The organism is Rhodococcus sp. G6(2025) (assembly GCF_058628105.1).
Genome location: NZ_CP179751.1, coordinates 702106 through 722363 on the forward strand (window position 1 = coordinate 702106; position 20258 = coordinate 722363).

14 protein-coding genes are annotated in these 20258 nt (G+C 64.3%); 7 read left to right on the top strand and 7 right to left on the bottom strand.

Going from position 1 to position 20258, the window contains the following annotated elements; translation table 11 throughout:
- Nucleotides 1-132 precede the first annotated feature (132 nt).
- Nucleotides 133-1245: an NDMA-dependent alcohol dehydrogenase gene (locus ACLIVD_RS40230; protein ID WP_105417685.1), complete on the bottom strand. Its 1113-nt coding sequence runs from the start codon at nucleotides 1243-1245 to the stop codon at nucleotides 133-135.
- 26 nt (nucleotides 1246-1271) lie between these two features.
- Nucleotides 1272-2774 (bottom strand): aldehyde dehydrogenase family protein, encoded by a 1503-nt coding sequence (locus ACLIVD_RS40235; RefSeq protein WP_132476506.1) that lies wholly within the window; start codon nucleotides 2772-2774, stop codon nucleotides 1272-1274.
- Between the two features lie 365 nt (nucleotides 2775-3139).
- Between ACLIVD_RS40235 and ACLIVD_RS40240 the strand changes: the two genes are divergently transcribed.
- The gene (locus tag ACLIVD_RS40240; protein ID WP_418339227.1) at nucleotides 3140-3775 is read left to right on the top strand and encodes a GntR family transcriptional regulator; all 636 of its coding nucleotides are present in this window, start codon (nucleotides 3140-3142) and stop codon (nucleotides 3773-3775) included.
- Nucleotides 3776-3869: 94 nt separating this feature from the next.
- Here the strand turns inward: ACLIVD_RS40240 and ACLIVD_RS40245 are convergent, their stop codons facing one another.
- A complete protein-coding gene (locus ACLIVD_RS40245; RefSeq protein WP_491933481.1) occupies nucleotides 3870-4199 on the bottom strand; it encodes a helix-turn-helix domain-containing protein in 330 nt (109 codons plus the stop codon).
- Between the two features lie 347 nt (nucleotides 4200-4546).
- Between ACLIVD_RS40245 and ACLIVD_RS40250 the strand changes: the two genes are divergently transcribed.
- The 3 genes from ACLIVD_RS40250 (at nucleotide 4547) to ACLIVD_RS40260 (ending at nucleotide 8324) form a co-directional block, all read left to right on the top strand.
- Nucleotides 4547-5866: an MFS transporter gene (locus tag ACLIVD_RS40250; protein WP_491933482.1), complete on the top strand. Its 1320-nt coding sequence runs from the start codon at nucleotides 4547-4549 to the stop codon at nucleotides 5864-5866.
- Nucleotides 5867-5992: 126 nt separating this feature from the next.
- Nucleotides 5993-6772 (top strand): alpha/beta fold hydrolase, encoded by a 780-nt coding sequence (locus tag ACLIVD_RS40255; protein ID WP_054715088.1) that lies wholly within the window; start codon nucleotides 5993-5995, stop codon nucleotides 6770-6772.
- Nucleotides 6773-6959: 187 nt separating this feature from the next.
- Nucleotides 6960-8324: an MFS transporter gene (locus ACLIVD_RS40260; protein ID WP_491933483.1), complete on the top strand. Its 1365-nt coding sequence runs from the start codon at nucleotides 6960-6962 to the stop codon at nucleotides 8322-8324.
- Nucleotides 8325-8367: 43 nt separating this feature from the next.
- Here the strand turns inward: ACLIVD_RS40260 and alr are convergent, their stop codons facing one another.
- Nucleotides 8368-9561, bottom strand: a complete 1194-nt coding sequence (gene alr, locus ACLIVD_RS40265) for an alanine racemase (protein ID WP_491933484.1) — start codon at nucleotides 9559-9561, stop codon at nucleotides 8368-8370.
- 242 nt (nucleotides 9562-9803) lie between these two features.
- Here alr and ACLIVD_RS40270 point away from each other — a divergent pair, with 242 nt between their 5' ends.
- Nucleotides 9804-13283 carry a protein kinase domain-containing protein gene (locus tag ACLIVD_RS40270; RefSeq protein ID WP_491933485.1) on the top strand — a complete coding sequence of 1160 codons (3480 nt, stop codon included), beginning with the start codon at nucleotides 9804-9806 and terminating at the stop codon, nucleotides 13281-13283.
- A gap of 6 nt (nucleotides 13284-13289) precedes the next feature.
- Here the strand turns inward: ACLIVD_RS40270 and ACLIVD_RS40275 are convergent, their stop codons facing one another.
- From ACLIVD_RS40275 to ACLIVD_RS40285, 3 genes are all read right to left on the bottom strand, one after another.
- A complete protein-coding gene (locus ACLIVD_RS40275) occupies nucleotides 13290-14549 on the bottom strand; it encodes an MFS transporter (RefSeq protein WP_491933486.1) in 1260 nt (419 codons plus the stop codon).
- Between the two features lie 102 nt (nucleotides 14550-14651).
- Nucleotides 14652-15392, bottom strand: a complete 741-nt coding sequence (locus tag ACLIVD_RS40280) for a GntR family transcriptional regulator (RefSeq protein ID WP_491933487.1) — start codon at nucleotides 15390-15392, stop codon at nucleotides 14652-14654.
- 15 nt (nucleotides 15393-15407) lie between these two features.
- On the bottom strand, nucleotides 15408-16793 hold the full coding sequence (locus ACLIVD_RS40285; protein WP_491933488.1) for an MFS transporter: 1386 nt from the start codon (nucleotides 16791-16793) through the stop codon (nucleotides 15408-15410).
- A 446-nt stretch (nucleotides 16794-17239) separates the two neighbouring features.
- Here ACLIVD_RS40285 and ACLIVD_RS40290 point away from each other — a divergent pair, with 446 nt between their 5' ends.
- Nucleotides 17240-18610: an MmgE/PrpD family protein gene (locus tag ACLIVD_RS40290; RefSeq protein ID WP_491933489.1), complete on the top strand. Its 1371-nt coding sequence runs from the start codon at nucleotides 17240-17242 to the stop codon at nucleotides 18608-18610.
- 111 nt (nucleotides 18611-18721) lie between these two features.
- Entirely contained in the window at nucleotides 18722-20239 is a 1518-nt protein-coding gene (locus ACLIVD_RS40295; protein WP_132476524.1) for an aldehyde dehydrogenase, read from the top strand.
- The last annotated feature ends 19 nt before the right edge of the window (nucleotides 20240-20258 follow it).

The window sequence follows — 20258 nt, forward strand, 5'->3', positions numbered from 1 at the left end:
CGGATCCCGTAGATGAGGTCGGGAATCAGTGTGTTGCTGGGGGATTGGTGTGGCGGGTTTACCGGGTGCGGGCAAGCCAAGGCGCCTCCCGGCCTCAGGAGACCGGAAGGCTGCCGAGTGCGCGGCGAGCGTTCAGAGTGAGAAGTCGATGATTCCGCGGATGTTCTTTCCGTCCCGCAAGTCCTGATAACCCTGGTTGATCTCGTCGAGCGTGTAGCGGGTGGTGATGAGCTCGTCGAGCTTGAGCTGACCGGCATCATAGAGTCGCAGGAGCCGGACGATGTCGTACTGCGGGTTCGACGAACCGAACAGAGTGCCCTTGATGGTCTTCTCCATGAACACCATTTCCTGGCCTGACACGTGGACAGTGAGGTTGGCGGCGTTGGACACGCCCGTGACCACCACTGTCGAGCCCTTTCCGATCACCTTGAAGGCCGCCGTAATGGTTTCCTCGTCCATGGTGCCGATGAGCACGAGAGCCTGGTCGGCGCCCTGGCCCCAGGTAAGTTCGGTGACCTTTTCGTGTGCTTCCTCGGCGCTGGAGAAGACATGGGTCGCGCCGAATTTGAGCGCGGTGTCTCGCTTGAATTCGACCGGGTCGACGCACACGACGTACTTCGCTCCGGCATGCACCGCACCCTGGACCGCGTTGGTGCCCAGTCCGCCGATCCCGTAGATGACGGTGGTGTCTCCGGGGCGAACGTTGCCGGCGTTGACTGCGGTGCCCCATCCGGTCGGGACGCCGCACCCGACGAGCACCGCGCTGTCGAGTGGAAGCCAGTCGTCGACCTTGACGACCGAGTACTCGGACACGGTGGCGAATTCGGAGAACGCCCCGAGCATGCAGAAGGCGCTGTAGTCGGTGCCGTCCTTGTGCAGCCGGAAAGTGCCGTCCGGCATGCTGCCCTCGAGAATTGTGGATCCGGCATCGCAGAGGTTCTGGCGCCCGGTCGAGCAGTACCGGCAGATGCCGCAACTCGGTGTGAAGCTGCAGACGACATGGTCACCGACCACGACCTTCTTCACTCCGGGGCCGATCTTCTCGACGATGCCCGCTGCTTCGTGTCCGCCCACCATCGGATAGCGCACGGCTAGATCGCCGTCCATCATGTGCAGATCCGAATGGCACAGTCCGGCCGCAGACATCCGCAACATGACCTCCCCGGGGCCGGGATCGTCGATGTCCAGCTCCACGATCTCGAAGGGGGCGTGGGGTGCGGTCAGTACGGCAGCGCGTGTCTTCATTGTTCTTCCGATCGTTCGAGGGGGATTCAGCTGTGCATGGTCCAGACGGACTTGGTTTCCAGGTATCCGTCGAGGCTGTCCGGGCCCAGGTCACGGCCGTAGCCGGACTGGTGGAACCCACCGAAGGGAGCTGCTGGATCGGTCAATCCCCAGCCGTTGACGTAGACGGTCCCGGCCTGCAGCCGGCGTGTCATCGCCTGGACAGTGTTCACGTTCTTCGTCCAGATACCCGCGGCTAAACCGTAGTCGCTGGCATTTGCTCGTTCGATGACCTCGTCGATGTGGTCGAAGGCAAGAACCACGAGGACCGGACCGAAGATTTCCTCGCGGACACATTCCATGTCGTCGGTCACGTTGGCGATGATCGTCGGGGGGTAGAAGTGTCCGGTCAGATCGGCGGGAACCTGCGCGGGCTGATAGACCGTGGCGCCCTCGTCCTTTGCCCGTTGGACGTATCCCTGGACGCGCTCGAGTTGCGCACCGTTGGCCAGGGGCCCGAAGTCGACGCCCTCGTCGATTCCGTGTCCAATCCTCAACTGCCCTGCAATCGAGGTGAGCTGCTCGACTACCTCGTCGTGAATGTCATTGTGAACGAACAAACGGGATGGGGCACTGCAGGTCTGGCCGGAGTGCCAGAAGATCCCACCCGCGGAACCGGTCACCGCCTCCTCCACATCGGCATCGGGGAGGATGATGTTGGCGGACTTGCCGCCCAGTTCCAGGGTCACCCGTTTGACGTCGTCTGCAGCTTGGCGGGCGATGTGCTTGCCGACCTTCGTCGAACCGGTGAACGTGAGTTTATTGACCCCGGGATGGGTGACCAGTGCTTGACCAGCGGTGCCGCCTGTGCCCGGCACGACGTTGAGCACGCCGGGGGGCAGTCCGGCCTCGATGGCCAGCTCCGCCAGCCACAGCGCCGACAGGGGTGTTTCCTCGGAAGGCTTGAGGACCATCGTGCACCCGGACGCAAGGGCGGGACCGATCTTCCATCCGCACAGCAGAAGTGGGAAGTTCCACGCGGTGATCGCGCCCACCACTCCGACCGGTTCGAGTTCGGTGCGTACGTGAATGTTGGGATGAGACACCGGGACGGTCGAACCGACGATCTTGGTCGGCCAGCCGGCGTAGTAGTGAAACGCCCGCGCGGCGAACTCGACATCGATGTTTCGTGCTGCGCCGAGAACCTTCCCTGCATCAAGGACCTCGAGCTGGGCGAAGTCGTCGGCGTGCCGGTAGATCAGATCGCCGATGCGGTGGAGGATGCGTCCGCGGTCTAGCGGACTCATCTGCCGCCACGGGGCGGACTCGGTGAAGGCGCGCCGGGCGGCATCGACCGCGTCGGCGACATCGTCCGCCCCACCGGACGCCGCAACCGCAATCTGGCGGCCGGTTGCCGGGTCGAAGACGGGTATCTCCTCTCCGCTGAGCGCTGAGCGTCGTTCGCCGTCGATGAAAACGTGCGGAGCGGTCTGAAGACGCTCGACGACAGCGGAGGACAGAAGGTGATCAGTCAATGCGGTGATTGTCATCGTCCCTCTCAAATGGATATGTGATACATCAGGTGTGACTCACGTTACGTCATCTAGGTGCTTCAAGTCGAGTTCGTCCAACCGCCCAGCGTGTCCGACACGCGGCCTTTACGCCGCCTCGGCGAAACATAGACTGTAGAAGAGCCTGTTCAGAGCCATTTATCTGATGCCACTGCTGGTGGGAGAAGCTGTCGGCTGGTGGCGTAACGCTGCGCCGGCGGGGCAGCGCTACACTAACCAGTGTTGATGATTGATCAAATAAGGGAGTCGATATGACAGCGTTCGACGCCGGAATCGATGTGCCGAGCCGTGCTGCACGCAACGGTGGCCGACGTGAGGACGCTCGTCCGGTTCCGCGGCGGAACATGAGTGGTCAGGTCGTCGACTACATCAAGACGATGATCTTCGACGGGTCTTTGATCCGGGGGCAGCGAGTGCCCCAGGACCAAATCGCCAAAGATCTCGGGGTGAGTCGCCTGCCGGTGCGGGAAGCGCTCATCGCCCTCGAGGCCGAGGGGTTGATCGACTCCGAACCGCATCGTGGTTCCTTCGTCGTTCCCATCCTGCGCGAGGACATCGACGATCACTACCGGATCTACGGAATGGTGCAGGGGCTCGCATCGCGCCGCGCCGCATCCCGGATCACCCAGCCAACGCTTGCCCGGCTGCACGAGCTGCACGAACTCATGCAGAAGAGCGACGATCCTGACCTTCTGCACAACCTGAACTGGGAGTTCCACGCCCTCATCAACCAAACGGGGGGCAGCCGGCGCCTACTGTCGGTGCTGCGGCAGCTTGCCAAGAATCTGCCACGGGCCGTATACGAGGCACCCCCCGGTGCGAGCCCCGAAGCCAACCGGAGTCACCAGAAGATGCTGGAGGCTTTGGAGCGGGGGGACGGGGCAGGTGCAGACGCTGCATCACGCGAACACGTTCAGTTCGAGGGGGAGTACGTGATCGCCAAGCTCAAGCGCGATGGGATCCTCGCCGACGACGACTAACGGCAGGAGAAAGACCAGTCAGTGGCCGGGAGCACCGGACTTACCCGTCGACGACGGGAAGAAATGGCCCTGGCGCTGGTGGGCGTCCGCCTTGTCAGTTAATCGGGTAGTCGAATCGCCGCTGGTTCAAGACGAGCGCAATGACTTCCGCCCGTGTCCGCATGCCCAGCTTCCGCAGGATGTGGCTCACATGAAAGCGCACAGTGCTCTCGGCAATGTAGAGCTGCTGTCCGATTTCTCGATTGGACGAGCCGTCGACCAGGCACTCGAGCACGTCGCGTTCTCGACCGCTCAATGATGCGCCGCGCGTTCCACCGCCCCCGTGATCGGTGTCGCACGGAACGGCGATGAGCTGGCCCAGGATGTCGAGAGCTGCGCCACGGGCCGCGCGGTCATCGAGCCCATCTGATCGCAGTGCCGTCACGGCACGGTGGACAGCAAGCCACCCGGAGGCGCCGAGAACTGCCTCGTTCCGCGAATGGCAGCGGTCACGATCAGGAAGGGTTGTCGACACTTGCTCCTCTTTCACTACTCGACGCCCCTCGATTGTATCAAATCGGCCTCCTTGGTCGGCGTGGCGATGACACGTTCGGAAGACCTGTGTCTCAAAAACTGCAGGTAACGGCTGTTCAGCGAGAACGCTTCGTGGAATCCCGTGCCGAAACCGCACAAAAACTTGATAAGTGATGCAAAAACCCGCAAACTATGTGGCGCACGCCACTGCGCGATCTCGCTCCTCCTTGAGCCCCCTCGACGCCACCAGGAGACCCCATGACAGAAATTGCCGTTGACGACGACGGTTTGCGCGAAAGACCCCCAACCACCACTCTTGCCGCGGATGATCGGCTGCGGCCCTATCACTGGGCTGTCATGGTGCTGGGGGTGCTCGGTTATGCGACCATCGCGGCCGACGCCGCAATTTTCCCCACCAGTTACCCACTCGTCCAACAAAGCCTGGGTTTCTCCGACAGTGCCGTCGGATACATCTATGCAGGCGGATTCTTCACCTGCGGTGTCATCGCCATGTTCCTCATCGGCCCATTGACGGACCGATTCGGCCGTAAACCTCTCTTCGTAGCGGCTATCGCGATTTGCTCGGCGTTCACGATTCTTACTGGATTTGCTTGGAACACCACGTCATTCGGAATTCTCCGGTCGATTGCAACCATCGGTTATGTCTCGTGGGGGCTGGCTACCGTCCTCATTGCGGAATCGGTACCCGCGAAGCATCGCGGATGGATGACCGGGACCGTTCCAGTGGGGTGGGCAATCGGATTCGGATCATCGGCCTTCTTCTCCGAACACATCGCCGCCAGCATGGGATGGCGGGCGGTGTTCTGGATCGTCGGCATACTCCCGTTGGCCTTCGGTATCGCCGTCTCCTTCGTCATCAAGGAAACACCGCACTTCCAGGATCTCCAGCATGCCCGTCGAACTGGGTCGAGCAGGTTCCACATCGACGTCGCCAAGACGGAGAAGAGTGTGCTCTCCCAGCTGTGGGCGGCCGATATGCGTCGCCGCACCATCGGGGTGACCCTGTTCTTCCTCTTCATCGTGCCCCAATACGCCATCATGTCCTACTTCGGACTGAGCTTCCTGCAGGGTAAGGACATTTCGTTCCTCGAGGCCAACCGGGCGATCACCTGGGCAAACTGGCTCGGAATCGTCACCATCCTCGCCGCCAGTTTCGTCACACGGGGCAAGGGTGCCCACTACACCCTCACCGCCGTCGGGGTGCTTGGATCCGTATGCGCACTCTTCATGGTGTACCTGGCGACACCGTCGACGATCGTGCCCTGGTTCATCATGTACGTCTTGATCACCATCGGTCTCTGGGGCGGGTCCTCGAATTTTCTCCAGGAAGCCTTCCCCACGCGTATTCGTGGCACGGGCGGAGCATGGGGTTCGGGCATGCTGTGGACCAGCTACGGGACTCTCGCGCTCATTGTCGCCCCTCTGCTGACCGTCTACAGCTGGAATGTGTTGGTCATCGTCTTCGGTGCCGTTCTACCGCTGATCGCGCTGGTCGGCCTGTGGATGGTCCCACGGCCGAAGGCACTCAACTCCAACCTCGAGGACCTGGTGCACTGACATGCGCTGCCGCGCAAACGGAACCAACCGGAGCCTTGCACCCCCACTGTCGAATGCAACTACCCCGCCTCGCCCCACCTGCCTCCGGCCGAGCGACACGACGCACTGGCCAGAAGGGAGAACACAATGAAAGTTTTCGACGTCGCAGACCAGGGGCACGGCCCACCCGTGCTCTTCAGCCACGGCACGCTCCTGGACCGGACCATGTTCGCCGAGCAAACCGCTGCTCTGGCTGATCGCTATCGAACCGTCGCCTACACCAGCAGGGCCGGAACGTCGGAATACGGCACCGAATACGACCTCGACTCCCTGGTCACCGATTGTCTGGAAGTGGCCGCCCGAGCAGAAATCGACCGATTCGTACTGGTGGGAATGTCGGTGGGCGGTTTCATGGCGATCGAGCTGGCCCTGAAGTACCCGGAACGGCTGGCCGGGCTCATCCTGATGGACACGATGGCCGACGCCTATACCAGCGAGGAGAAGACGCAGTTCGCAGAGGTGTTCCGCCCCATGAAGAGCGAAGACCCCATCCCCGCGAGCTTTTCGCAGACCTTTGTTCCGATCATTTTCGGCCCGCAGGCCATCGCGAACCGTCCCGCCTTGATCGATTCGTGGGTGCACAAGTGGCGGACTAGACCATCACGGTCGGTATGGGGCGAATACAACTCGTGGATCAGCAAGAGTGAACGCCTCTCCCGCCTGTCCGAGATACAGATTCCGACCCTCATCGTGCACGGTGAGGACGACAACGGCATCGACATTTCCGCCGCCGAACGGATGCACGCCCGGATACCGGGATCGGCTTTCGCGCGAATCCCTGGTGCGGGTCACTTGGTGACCGAGGAGAACCCCGATGCCGTGACAACGGCGCTGACCACCTTCCTCGATGCGCTCCCGCGTTGGTAGACCCAGCGATGCAGTTTTGACCAACCATGAACTACCTGCCCGCCCCGTCGAGCGGCTTCGTCATCGACGCCGCGCCGAACTGATGATCGACGGCGAGCTATCCGCATGAGAGTTTCTCGACTCCAGCCACCGTGTACCACGCCGTGGCCCACCCCCGCACGTTTACTGCTTCTCTGGAGGAACCATCATGAGCGTGTCTGAAAAACGCTCCACCACAAAGATGTTGCGCGTGACCGCAGCAGGATTCGCCGGCACTGCCCTCGAGTACTACGACTTCTTCCTGTACGGCACCGCCGCAGCCCTCGTGTTCGGGCCCTTGTTCTTCCCGTCATACAGCCCGCTGGCGGGGACCCTCGCCTCCTTCGCGACTTTCGCGGTCGGATTCCTCGCTCGGCCGTTGGGCAGTGTTCTCTTCGGCGGAATGGGGGACAAGGTCGGTCGGCGCAAGACACTCGTGTTCTCGTTGTTGATGATGGGCACCGCGACGGTTCTGATCGGCGTACTTCCGACATTCGAGCAAGTCGGTTGGTTCGCTCCGCTCCTTCTGGTCACCCTCCGATTCGTGCAAGGCATCGCGATGGGCGGAGAATGGGGTGGAGCTGCTCTGATGCTCGTCGAGCATTCACCCCCGCACCGGCGCGGGCTGTTTGGCAGCACCGTCCAGATGGGGGTACCTGGCGGACTCCTGCTGTCGACCATCGCCATCACCGTCAGTGACCACATTTCCGGCGACGCTTTCGACACCTGGGGATGGAGGATCCCGTTCCTGCTCAGCGCAGTCCTCTTCGCCATCTCGATGTTCATCCGCCTCGGCGTCGAGGAAACTCCGGACTTCACGGCACTGCAGACCGCGTCCGCCCAGCAAAGCACCCCGGTGCGCTCACTACTGCGCAATCAATGGCGGGAAGTCGCACTGGCCGCGGGCGTCATCGCTCCTGGAGGCATCCTGTTCTATCTGGTGTCCACCTACGCCGTCTCCTACGGCACCACCATCTTGGACCTCAGCCGCACCACGATGCTCAATGCGCTGCTCGCCGCATCGCTCGTCTATCTGATCAGCCTGCCGGTATCCGGCCATCTGAGTGACCGGTTCTCACGCCGCATCGTCATTCTCACGGGGTGCTTCACCTCTCTGTTCGGAGGTTTTGTGCTGTTCGCGCTGATGGATACCGGGTCGGGGTGGGCCGCGTTCTTGGGCATCACCTTCATGCTGGCGGTGGTGCACTCGGCACTGCAAGCCCCGCAACCGGCGTTCCTTGCGGAGCGATTCAGTGTCGATGTCCGGTTCAGCGGCGTCGCGTTGAGTCAGGCGCTGTCAGTCAGTGTCATCGGAGGCACCGCCCCGTTCATGGCGACGCTGTTCTACAGCTGGACACACTCCACCTGGCTGATCTGTACCTGGCTCGCACTCTGGAGCGTGGCTGGGGCCGTCTCGACGATCGCGCTCAGCAGGAGACCATGCGCGATCGACGATGCCGAACAGCGACCGGCCGATACCGACCGGGACCCCCGACTCGGTGCGTCACGACAACTGACCGGCACCCACGAATAGTTCCGCGGATGCCCGTAGCTCCGCGGATAGCACATCCGCGGAGCTATGAACCGGGGGTGCCCGGCGCGCCACCGACATAACGCCACTCGATCCGACCACGCAGTCCGCCGAGAATCTCATCCGGTGTCGTCCCGAGCGCGTGAGCCCACCGCTGCGCACCCGCGGTGCTGCCCACAGTTCCCCCGAACAACACGGCGCGATCTCCTTCGACCACATCGGTGTCGGTCCCGAGGTAGACCAGTATCTGATCCATGCATACCCGCCCGACCTGAGGGCGCCACCTGCCGCCCAGCAGCACCGACATGCGGCCACCCAGCGCACGCGGAATCCCGTCCGCGTACCCCACAGGCAGCAGTGCGATCGAACAGTCCCTCTCTGCCACCCACCGGAATCCGTACGAGACCCCGTCTCCCGCCGCGATCTTCTTCACCAGCGCCACCTCCGCCGACAACGTCAGGGCCGGAACCAGTTCCGCTTCGAGGGCAGAACCCGTCGGCGCGACGCCGTACAGACCGAGATCGGCGCGGACCAGGTCGAAGCGTAAGTCACTGCGACGCAGCGCCTGCGCGCCGGCGAGATGGGCGGATTCGAAGGTCACCCCGGCTGCGCGTGCGAACCGTAAGTACTCGAGAAAATGGGCGCGGTCTCGATCCACCACAGAGTCGGCATTCGTGTCGTCGCCGGTCGACGAGTAGATGCCGCGAACGTGCACCGTCCCCTCCGATTGAGCGGCGCGTAGCGACCGGAGCAGATCTGCCCAGTGCGGGACCCGCTGGGGGGGACGTCCGCAGTCGACGGCCACCTGGACCGTCGCAGTTGTCCCGCACCGTGCCGCCGCCCTCACGGCCGCCACCTGATCGGCGGATTCAACCGTTACGGCGATGCCGGTTCGTATTCCCGCGTCGAGGCAGTCCTCCCCGTACCCACGTACCGGCGCGAACGCCAGGATCGGGGCGCCGATACCGGCCCGGCGAAGCGCGCACCCTTCATCGATCGTCCGAACCCCCAGTTCCCGCGCCCCAGCCGCCAAGGCGGTGACCGCGACCGGCACCGCACCGTGGCCGTACGCGTTGGCCTCGACTACCGCCATCAACGACGCCGTCCCGGCCCGAGCGGCCAGGGCCCTCGTGTTCTGGGAGGTGGCGTCCAGGTTCACACAGGCCTCGATCGCCGGTCGACGGCCCTCCAGAGATCGGGCGCCGGGAGCGACATCGGTCTCCGTGTGGATGGCTGACACGGTTCTGGCCCTCGATTCAATGGCAAGTGGCCACCCACATATTGGGTGGTGGAGGAGGAAAAGTGCCTCGGACGAGGCTGCGAATTCTGCCTGACACCTTACTCGGCCACAGCCTCGGTCATCGGGCATGTAATTTGACCGCGTTCAGCCCGGTTCGGTCGACTGCCAGATTATCCTCGATTCAGTAGGCGAGGTGGGTGATGAGCCGATTCAAGGCACCAGATGCCGGTCCGAGGTGATAGATGGCCGAGACCGATCCGGGGGCAACACAGCGCGACCAGACTCCAGACATCGCCACGGAGCTGGCGGCGGAGGGATTCGAGTGCGCCATCGAGATCGGACGGGGCGGCTTCGGGGTGGTGTACCGCTGCGAAGAGCGGACTCTCGATCGCGTCGTCGCGGTCAAGGTGCTCACCACCTATCACGACTCGGAAGGTGTGGCCCGCTTTCTCCGTGAGCAAAAAGCAATGGGACGCCTGTCCGGGCACCCCAACATAGTCACGATTTATCGCGTCGGAACGACGGGCGCCGGCCAACCGTACATCGTCATGCACTACCACGAGCCGGGCTCCCTCCAGGCACTGATCGAGTCGGGTCCGATTTCCTGGACCCGTGTCCTGCACCTCGGGATCAAGGTGGCCGACGCGCTCGAGGCCGCCCACCAGCAATCCATCCTGCACCGAGACATCAAACCCGCGAACATCTTGATCGACACCTTCGGAGAGCCGCAGCTGACAGATTTCGGCATCGCCCGCATCACCGGCGGATTCGAGACCACGGCCGGTGTCGTGACCGGATCACCCGCCTACACCGACCCCGACGTGCTGCTCGGGCATCCCCCCAGCCCAGCCGGCGACATCTATAGCCTCGGAGCGACCCTGTTCAGCGCGCTCACCGGACACGCGGCCTTCGAACGGCGCAGCGGTGAGCCTCTGATCGCTCAGTTCCGGCGCATCACAAATCCGACCGGTCCCTTGCTACGTGACGTGCGGGGAGACATCCCCGAGGAACTCTGCACTGCGATCGAGCATGCCATGGACCGCGATCGCGGCAACCGTCCCCGCGCGGCAGCCGAATTTGCGGACCAGTTACGCCGCGTCCACCACAACTCCGAGAGCAGCGCACCCGAGGGGATCGCGCCAGAATTGAGCGCCGACCCGGAACACCATTCATCAGCATCCGGTTTCCAATCCCCGTCACCGCACTCGCGGACGCCGACACCCTCCGGTCGGTATTCGGCACCTCCCACGCCCGCCACCAGATTCCGACCACCACCGAGCCGCACCCTGGTCCCCCGTGCCCGCCTGATGCAGGCTCTCCACACCGATCGACGGCGGCGCCTGGCCGTGATTCACGCACCCACCGGCTACGGAAAAAGCACCACGGCGGCACAGTGGCTCCGTCAGCTCGCCGACGAGGGCATCGCCACCGCATGGTTGACCGTCGACCGAGACGACAACAATCCGCTGTGGTTCCTCGCGCATCTCATCGAAGCCGTCACCACCGCATTGCCGGCCGTGGCGACCGACTTGCGGGACACCTTCGAAGCACACGGTGACCACGCATGCCCGCACGTGCTGACAACGCTGATCAACACACTGCACGGTCAGGACCAACACCTGGCCCTCGTCGTCGACGACTGGCATCGGGTCTCGGATCCCTCGAGTGTGGCGACGCTGACGTACCTACTGGACAACGGGTGCCACCACATCCAGGTCATCGTGACCAGTCGCAGCAAAACAGGACTGCCGATGAGCCGAATGCGCGTTCTCGACGAACTGGTCGAGATCGATTCGGCAGTACTGCGATTCGACGAAGAAGAAACACGCACCTTCCTCACCGAAACATCGGGAGTGGACCTGGCGACAAGTGACATCGCCAACCTGGCGAGGTCGACCGACGGGTGGGCCGCCGCCATCCAGCTGGCGTCGCTATCTCTGCGCTCGTCCGCGGACCCCGCCGGTTTCATCGAACACCTCTCGGGCCGCCACCAAGCGATCGGAGATTTCCTCGCCGAGAACGTCCTCGACTCCATCGACACGGACACACGCGCATTTCTGCTGGCCACCGCCATTCCCGACCGCATCTGCGCCGACCTCGCCTCCACCCTGACCGACGTGCGACGCGGCCAGGCGATGCTCGAGCTGATCGAAGAACGCGACCTGTTCCTGCGCCGAGTCGACGACGAAGGACACTGGTTCCGCTACCACCACATGTTCGCCGAATTCCTACGCGGCCGCCTCGACACCGACTTTCCCGGACGATCGGCGCAGTTGCATCGCTCCGCCTCCACCTGGTTCGCCGAGCACCACTTCCTCAGCGAAGCGGTCGATCACGCACTGCGTGCCGGCGATACGACCGGTGCGGTGGAACTGATCGAACGCGACGGGACGTATCTGCTCGAGCATTCGCAGATGTCGACGTTGCGTGGACTCGTCGACAAGCTGCCGATCGACAGCGCGGTATCGAATCCGCGGCTGCAGCTCGCCGCCGCCTGGTCGAACATCCTGCTCTACAACCCCGACCCGGCTCTGCAGGCACTCGACCGCGTCGATACCGCGCTCACCCACCGCAGCGACCCGGACACCCCCGCGCTGGCCGCCGAAGCGTCGGTGGTCAGAGCAGTCGTGGAATTGCGCGCCGACCGCGCCTTTCGCATCGACGACTTGGTGCGTCCGTGTCTCGATCGACCCGATGACCTCAGGCCGTGGGTCGTATCCGTCGCGGCGAACGTCGCGACGTTCGCCGCAATCTGCCAAGCGGACTATCGCGCCGCCTATGCCCTTCAGCAATGGGCCGCAACGTATCACCAGCGGAACAACGGGCCGTACAACTCGGTGCACGGACACTGTTGGGTGGGTATAGCCGCCTTCGAGCAACTCGACGTGAGCTTGGCGGAATCGAGTTTCCGAACCGCGATGAAGATCGCTCAGCAAGTGGATGGACGTCGGTCGTACACAGCTCGGCTGGCCGGGGGCCTGCTCGGTGAAGTTCTGTACGAGAAGGGTCAGATCGTCGAGGCCGAGCGACTGCTCGACGACGGATTCGACCTCGGGCCACACGCGGGGGCCGTCGACTTGAAGATCACCCGGTACGTGGTGGGAGCCCGAATCAAAGCGATTCGCGGTGACCGTTCGGCGGCGGTTCAACGGCTGGACGAGGGCGCACGATTCTCCATGCAGATGCAGATGCAGCTGCCGAGGCTCCACAGCGCCATCGTCAACGAAGCGGCGCGCCTGGATCTCGTCCTGCCGTCCGCAGATGCACAACCTGAGGACCTCACCTATGCCGAACGCGCCGAGCAAGTGTCCGGTCTCGACGAGGCGATCGCGCAGTACCGGGAGGAGGCGGCAATCCGGGGATTGGTGCGAACCGGATCCCCGGCGAATACCGACCTCGCATGCCAGTGGGCCAGAGAGTGGGTAGAGCGCCTCGCGGACAGCGAACGCCACCGGGCCGCGCTGCGGGCCCGCCGACTGCTGGCCGGCTGCCTCGCCGCATCCGGCCGCAGCGAAGAGGCCGGAGAGGTGCTCACCGAGGTGATAGCCCGCTGCTCGCAGGCCGGGTTGGTGCGGTTCCTCGCCGACGGGGGCGAACACGTCATGGACACCCTCCAACACATCGTCGACACCGACCATCCACCAACTCATCCGCCGCAATCGTCGGACGTGCCCCGCGACTTCTTGTTGGCGGCGCTCGCGGCTGATGCCGGCCTGACGTGAGACCCCTTACCGCAGGGGTGACACCGCATCGTCGGTGTCGTGTTGAACTGACCGTCGGGCCACGGTTCCCGCGGTAGAGAAGAGGATCAGGCCCGCCCCGATGGCGAGCCAGATGGCCGCCGTAAGCATGCCGATGCCAAATCCCCACGGGCTGACCCCCGAAGCGAGTGCCGGACCGGCGCTGGCACCGAGGAAGGTAAAGGATCCGTACAGTGCCGTCGCGCCGCCCGTTTCCTCCGGATGTGCTTGCGCCAGAAGTGATTCGACGATGGCCGACGCCGTAATGGCGATGGCCGCCACGAGCACCAGCACCGTGATCGACAAGGCAACCAGGGAACCTGACAGAACCGATCCGCCCGCAGACATCGCCGCCACACCCATTGCCGCCGCGCCCCGGTGGGCCGGTCGGCACCGCCTCAGCACCCGACCCAGAAATGGAATGACGAGCAGCGCCGGCACGGTGGCCAATCGCAGCACCTGCAGGGCCTCGGGATTTCCGGCAATTGAAGGCGGCCCCACCAGCGAGATGGTGGTGAAGACGCTGACATACGCCCCGAGGAAAGTGGCTGCAGCACCAAACAGCGCGACCAACCGCCACCTGCCCAGAATCGTCACCAGGACTCCGAAAAGCCGCGTACCACCGGGGTGGTCCCTGGGCAGCGCCCTCGGAACCAACGCAGCAACTGCCACGGTTGCCACCACGAGCGCGCCTGCGCCGACCACAAAGACCGCGCGCCAGCCGGCTGCAGCGGCGATCATCTGCGCGGCGACGGGAACGACCGCCGCAGCGGCGAGAAAACCGCTGGTCAAGCAGCTCAAAGCGAGTAGGCGGTGGCGCGGATCGATGCTCTCGGCGATATACGTGAACGCGGCCGGGGCGAAGGCGGCGGCTGCGCAGCCCTGCCCCGCGCGAGCGATCAACTCCAGAAGGAGCGTGGACGGCAGCGCTGCCAGCAGTGTGGTGACCGCGGCGGAGAACAGGCCGACCGTCATCACGGTATGCGGCCCGAACCGCGACGCCAGCGGCCCCGCGGCGAGGAAGCCGAGAGCATAGGCGACGCCGAACACAGTGGAGGTTGCCGTCACGTGCGCAGGGTCGACACCGAAGGTAGCGGCCATCTGCGGAAGTAGCGCCAGTACCGAGTACATCTGTCCGACCGCGGTGATGGCCGCAGCGGTGAGGATGACGATTACTCGTCCGGACGGGGCATATCGATCCCAGACTACGTTGATCGGACCGATGTCGGTGTTCGGCTGTAGGCCCACACCGCCTCCTTCGTGCGTTCCTGATGGGTGAACCGTGTGATGGTCGCGCCTTTCGCTTCCTGGTGGCCCAGTAGCACACCGGGCACGGATCGTGGGCCCGCATCAGCGGCTCCGGCGCAGGTCCATCCGGTAGCTGTAGCGGCGGGGATTGAGTCGCGAGGTGGTGAACTCGACCGGCCGCCCCCCGGCGTCGTGGTAGAGCCGCTCGATGAGCAAGACGGCGTCTCCCGCCGAGCATCCGATCAGTTGGCTCTCCGCCTCTTCGGCTTGGGTGGCGTGGATATTCTGAGTTGCGGAGACGATGCTCTCGGGTAGTAGTCGCTCTGCCGATTGAATGATCGTGCTGTCGGTCTCCCACAGTCCCCGCTCGATCACGTTGTCCGCCAATGAAGAAACCATGTAGTGCCGGGTCAAGGCGAAAGGCGCATGGTTGTAGCAGCGTTGGACGAGTGCGCAGCGGATGTCTGAGATATCCGCACCGAGGTGGCGGGCGATCGCGGGCTCGCTCACTCCCCGTCGGAAAGGCTCGAGTAACCGGGTGGTGGTGCCGGGCCAGCTCATGATTTCGTCGAGCGATCCGATTGCACGCTGGTAGCGACCTGAGTTCGTTTCGTGCCCAATCAAGTACGTGCCGCTGCCCTGGACGCGGTGCACCATGCCCTCCTCGACCAGGTGACTGATCGCTTGGCGGATCGTGTGTCTGCTGACGCCGAAACTCTGCCGAAGTTGGTCTTCGGTGGGCAGCTTGTCACCCACGGCGTACTCACCGCGTTCGGCTCGCCGCCGAAGTTGTTCGGCGACGAGCCGGTACGCGGGACGCCTGAGATACGAATGCGTCTCCACAATCTGGCCTGTCTGTCATTTCCTCGCGGAGGGTGCTTCCTCGCTGAACAGCGACACCCCGCTGGTCTCGGGCAGATACCGCAGCAGAAGCACGAACGACAGCGCTGCAATCGCGACCAGGTAGAGAGCGGGGGCGACGATGAGCGCTGCGGCAGCTGCGATGGCGGTGGCGATGAACGGGCCGGGCCCGCCGATGAGGGCCTGCGCGACGTTGAAGCCGATCGAGCTACCCGTCACCCGCAGTCGGGCCGGGAAGAGCTCGACCATGAGAACGCCGAGCATGACATTGGCCAGGGCCTCGAAGGCCGCGAAAATCACCAGGCCGATCAGGGCGAGGTACCAGGTGCCGGTCGAGAGCAGAACGAAGCAGGGGACCGCGGTCAGAGCAATGCCACCGGCGCCGAGCAGCATTGTGCGTCGGCGGCCGATGCGGTCGCCGATCATCCCTGCCACGGGGCACATGAGCGAGTAGATGAGCAACCCGAGCACCGCGAGTTCGAGGGCGGCGGTCTTGGTCATGTGGACCTCGACAGTGAGGAAGGTGACCACGAAGGTTGCAAGGTAGTAGAAGCCGAGGCCGGTCACCGCGGTGCAGACGAACACCAGGAGGATTCCGGATCGGCTGTGCTTGCCGGCGTTGCGCAGGGGGGCGTGCTCGACCTCGTGAGCGCGCTGGAGCTCCTGGAATACGGGAGTGTCCTCGAGCCGGAGCCGGACGTAGAGGCCGAGGACGGCCAGCGGGCCGGCGACGAGGAAGGGGACGCGCCAACCCCAGGTCGTCATCTGGTCGTCGGACAGCAGGGTGGTCAGCAGCAAGGTCACTGCACCCCCGGCCATGACCCCGATGCCGGCGCCGGCGGAGACCACACTGCTCCAAAGCCCGCGTCGGCGGGCCGGTGCATATTCGACGAGGAAGGCAGCTGCGCCGGCGTACTCGCCACCCGCGGAGAATCCTTGGGCGCACCGAAGGAGCACCAGAAGGGCGGGAGCGGCAAGGCCGATCGTGGCGTAGGTCGGCAGGATGCCGATGCCGATGGTGCAGATACCCATGACGACGATTGCGAGTGAGAGCGCCGCGCGGCGACCGGCGCGATCGCCGAAAGCTCCGATCAGCAGCCCCCCGAGCGGACGAAAGAGGAACGCGACGCCGAAAACGGCGAGGGAGGCCAACAGCGACGTAGTGGCGTTGCCGGACGGAAAGAACAGCGTCCCGATGGTCGCGGCCAGAAATCCGTACACCGCGAAGTCGAACCACTCGAGGAAGTGGCCGATGCCCGCGGCGATGGCGACGCGTCGGGAGACCTTGGGTGCCAGGGTCCCCGATGAGGTCAGCGCATCAGTCGTCGGTGCATCTCCCGCAATCGTGGGGGGTAACGGCGATACAGGGGGTGGGTTCGTCATCGAGGTCTCCTCGGGAAGCGTCGTGGACTTCTTTCGCCACGACGTGAATTTGGTCCTGCGGGAATCTGATCGGTGTTTCGGCGCGCCCATGATCCTCCGCCTGGCAGCTCGCAGTGAAGTGGGCCACAGTTGTACGGATGACTTGAAGTTAGTCAGGGTTGGTGCGTGCGTCAACCCCTCGTAGGTTGCGGGCCGGTTCCAGCATGAAAACTAGACGAATGAAATGCTTTTGCCTGGTTATTTACTGTAAATGGAGTCTAGGTCATAAGCGGAACGGGGAGGGTTGGGTTCGATTCGCATCGCGATTGACAGATGCGAGGGTTCACAATAGTGTTTCAAGTCATACGGACAAATTTTTGCGACGGCGGTGATTGGATCCGCGTCCGCGGGCCCCTCCCGCAGCAACCGCAACTGACGTGTCCACGAATCATGGAAAGGATGTGCGCATGGCTGGCAGCACGATCGCCGAACGACTCGGCGTCTTCGCCGCGGGTCTGGAGGTCGATGCGCTTCCACTACCGGTCATCGAGCGGGCCACAGGGTGCCTCCTCCACGCCTTGGCGGTGGGAATGGCCGGCTCGGCCGCCGGCTTCGGGCGACAGGCCGAGCAGGCCAGCCCTGGTGTGAGCTCGCCGCCGAACAACGAGGGGTACGCCCGCTCGCTGGTGACCGGGCAGTGGCATCCGGCCTCGACGGCGGCCTTCATCAACGGAGTGCATCTGCATGCCCGGGCGCAGGAAGACACACACGGCACGTTCCATCCAGGTGTAAGCGTCATACCCGCCGCCCTGGCGGCCGCAGAGTCCAGCGCTGTCGACGGCCGCACTCTGTTGGCGGCGGTTGTCGCGGGTTACGAGGTGGGCATTGCCCTGTCGGAGCCGCTCACGGACCTGACCACCCCGCCCTTTCGCGCGACGGCGGTGTTCGGGCCGGTGGCTGCCGTAGCTGCCGTCGGACGGATCCGCGGGCTGAGCGGCGAACGTATGACCTCCGCACTGGCGATCGCCGCATCGATCTCGGGTGGCACGTCCGAATCGTTCGGTGCGGGAACCGACGAGTGGCACTTCCAGTCGGGGATCGCGGCGACGAGCGGGCTGATGGCGGCGCAACTCGCCGAAACCGGGGTCACGGGGTCCCGGACGGCGTTCGAGGCCGAAGCGGGATTCCTCGACTGCTTCTCGCGATCGCGGGAGGCTACGGAATCACTCGCCCGCGAGCTCGGGCGGTCCTGGAACACACTCGCAGTAACATTCAAGCCGTACCCGGTGTGTGCGTTCAATCAGGCACCGGCCATGCTCGCAGTGCGGCTGCGCGAGTCCGGTCTCCGCGCCGACGAGGTCGCGTCGATCCGGCTGCGGATGAACGAACGCGAAGCCACCTATCCGGGCATGCCCTCGCGGGGGCCCTTCACCCGTACCTCACAGACACTGATGAGCGCCAGATTCGCCTTCGCGACCGGTCTCATCCACGGCGACATCAGCTACGACCTGCTGCAACACTTCACCGATCCCCAGGTACTCGACCTCATCGGCAAGATCGACCTCGTCGCCGAGCCGGGACGCCCAGCGAAAACCGCACACGCAACCACGGTGCTGGTCGACGGGACCACGGTCCACGACGCCATCGAGGACTCCGACGCGATGCTGTCGTGGGACATGGACGGCGTCGTGCGCAATGCCGAACGCCTCGCATCCGAGACCCCGCTGTCCACAGAGGAATTGGAGACCCTGATTGACAGCGTGGCCACACTGCCGCAGGCGTCTTCCGTCGACCCGTTGATCCGGGCGACATTGGCGGGAATCTCCGTCGGAACGTGAGGGCGCCATTCCCTCACCCGCTTAACGTGCGCGGTACATCGAAGCCCGCCACCGCCCTCCCATGTGACAGTGCCGGGCACTCGGTCCGGCCGTGAAACGAGAAAGAGCACAATGACCGAGAACGTCGTCGCCATCGCCGAAAGGCGAAACAGCGAACTCCAACACCGACAGATGTACATCGACGGCAATTGGGTCGATGCGATCTCCGGTGAGGTTTTCGAGACCATCAACCCATACAACGGGCAGGCTTGGGCCACTGCGCCACTCGCGGGATCGGCCGACGTGAAGAAGGCTGTCGACGCCGCGCGGCGGGCGCTGTCCGGGCCGTGGGGATCGATGTCCGCGGCGCAGCGAGGTGTCCTGATCCGCAGGCTGGCGGCGCTGATCGAGCCCCACGCAGACGATCTCGCGCGCATCGAGACCACCGACAACGGCAAGGTCATTCGCGAGACCCGCGGTCAGATGGCCGGGCTACCGGCGACCTACGAATTCTTCGCCGGCGCTGCCGACAAGATTTTCGGTGACACCATCTCCGCACCCCAGACGAACTTCTTCACCTACACCCGCCGCGAGCCGATCGGCGTGGTCGCCGCAATCCTGCCCTGGAACAGCCCACTGTTCCTTTTGGCAAGCAAGCTCGCGCCCGCCTTGGCCGCCGGTTGCACATTTGTCGCCAAGCCGGCGGAGCAGACGCCGTCCTCGACCCTCGAGTTCGCCAAACTCGTTGATGAAGCCGGTTTCCCGCCGGGAGTGTTCAACGTCGTCACCGGCGCCGGAGACACAGGAGCCGCGCTGACCGCCGAACCCGGCGTGGACAAGGTCACCTTCACCGGATCGACTGCCACCGGAATCGCGGTCATGAAGAGCGCCGCCGACCACATCGCGGAGGTCACCCTCGAGCTCGGCGGCAAGTCCCCGAACATCATCTTCCCGGACGCGGACATCGATGCGGCCGTCAACGGGGTGATGGCCGGAATCTTCGCCGCCACCGGCCAGACCTGCATCGCAGGAAGTCGGTTGCTGGTCCACGAATCCATCCGCGACGCCGTCGTCGAACGGCTCGCCCAGCGCGCACCCCAGATCAAGATGGGCGATCCGCTCGACATCGAAACCGAGATGGGCCCCATCGCTTTCGCCGAGCAACTCGAGAAGGTCCGCTTTTACGTCGACCTGGGTGTCAGCGAAGGCGCCACGGTGGTGTGCGGCGGCAAGCGTCCACAGGACGCCGACCTGGCCGACGGGTACTTCTTCCAGCCCACGATCCTCAGCGGCGTCGACAATTCGATGCGCGTGGCACGGGAAGAAATCTTCGGACCGGTGCTGTCGGTCATCACCTTCACCTCGGAAGAGGAGGCGGTCCAGCTCGGCAACGACACGACCTACGGACTCGCCGCGGCGGTGTGGACCAAAGACGTCCAACGCGCACACCGCGTCGCACACCGCCTCAACGCCGGCACGATCTGGGTCAACTCCTACCGCGTGCTCGCCAACAACGTGCCCTACGGCGGCTTCGGGCAGAGCGGCATCGGCCGCGAAAACGGCATCGAAGGCCTCGACGCCTACCTGCAGACCAAATCCATCTGGGTCGAACTCACCGGCGAAAGCCGCGACCCCTTCAAACTCGGCTGAGCGCACAAGGAGCACAAAC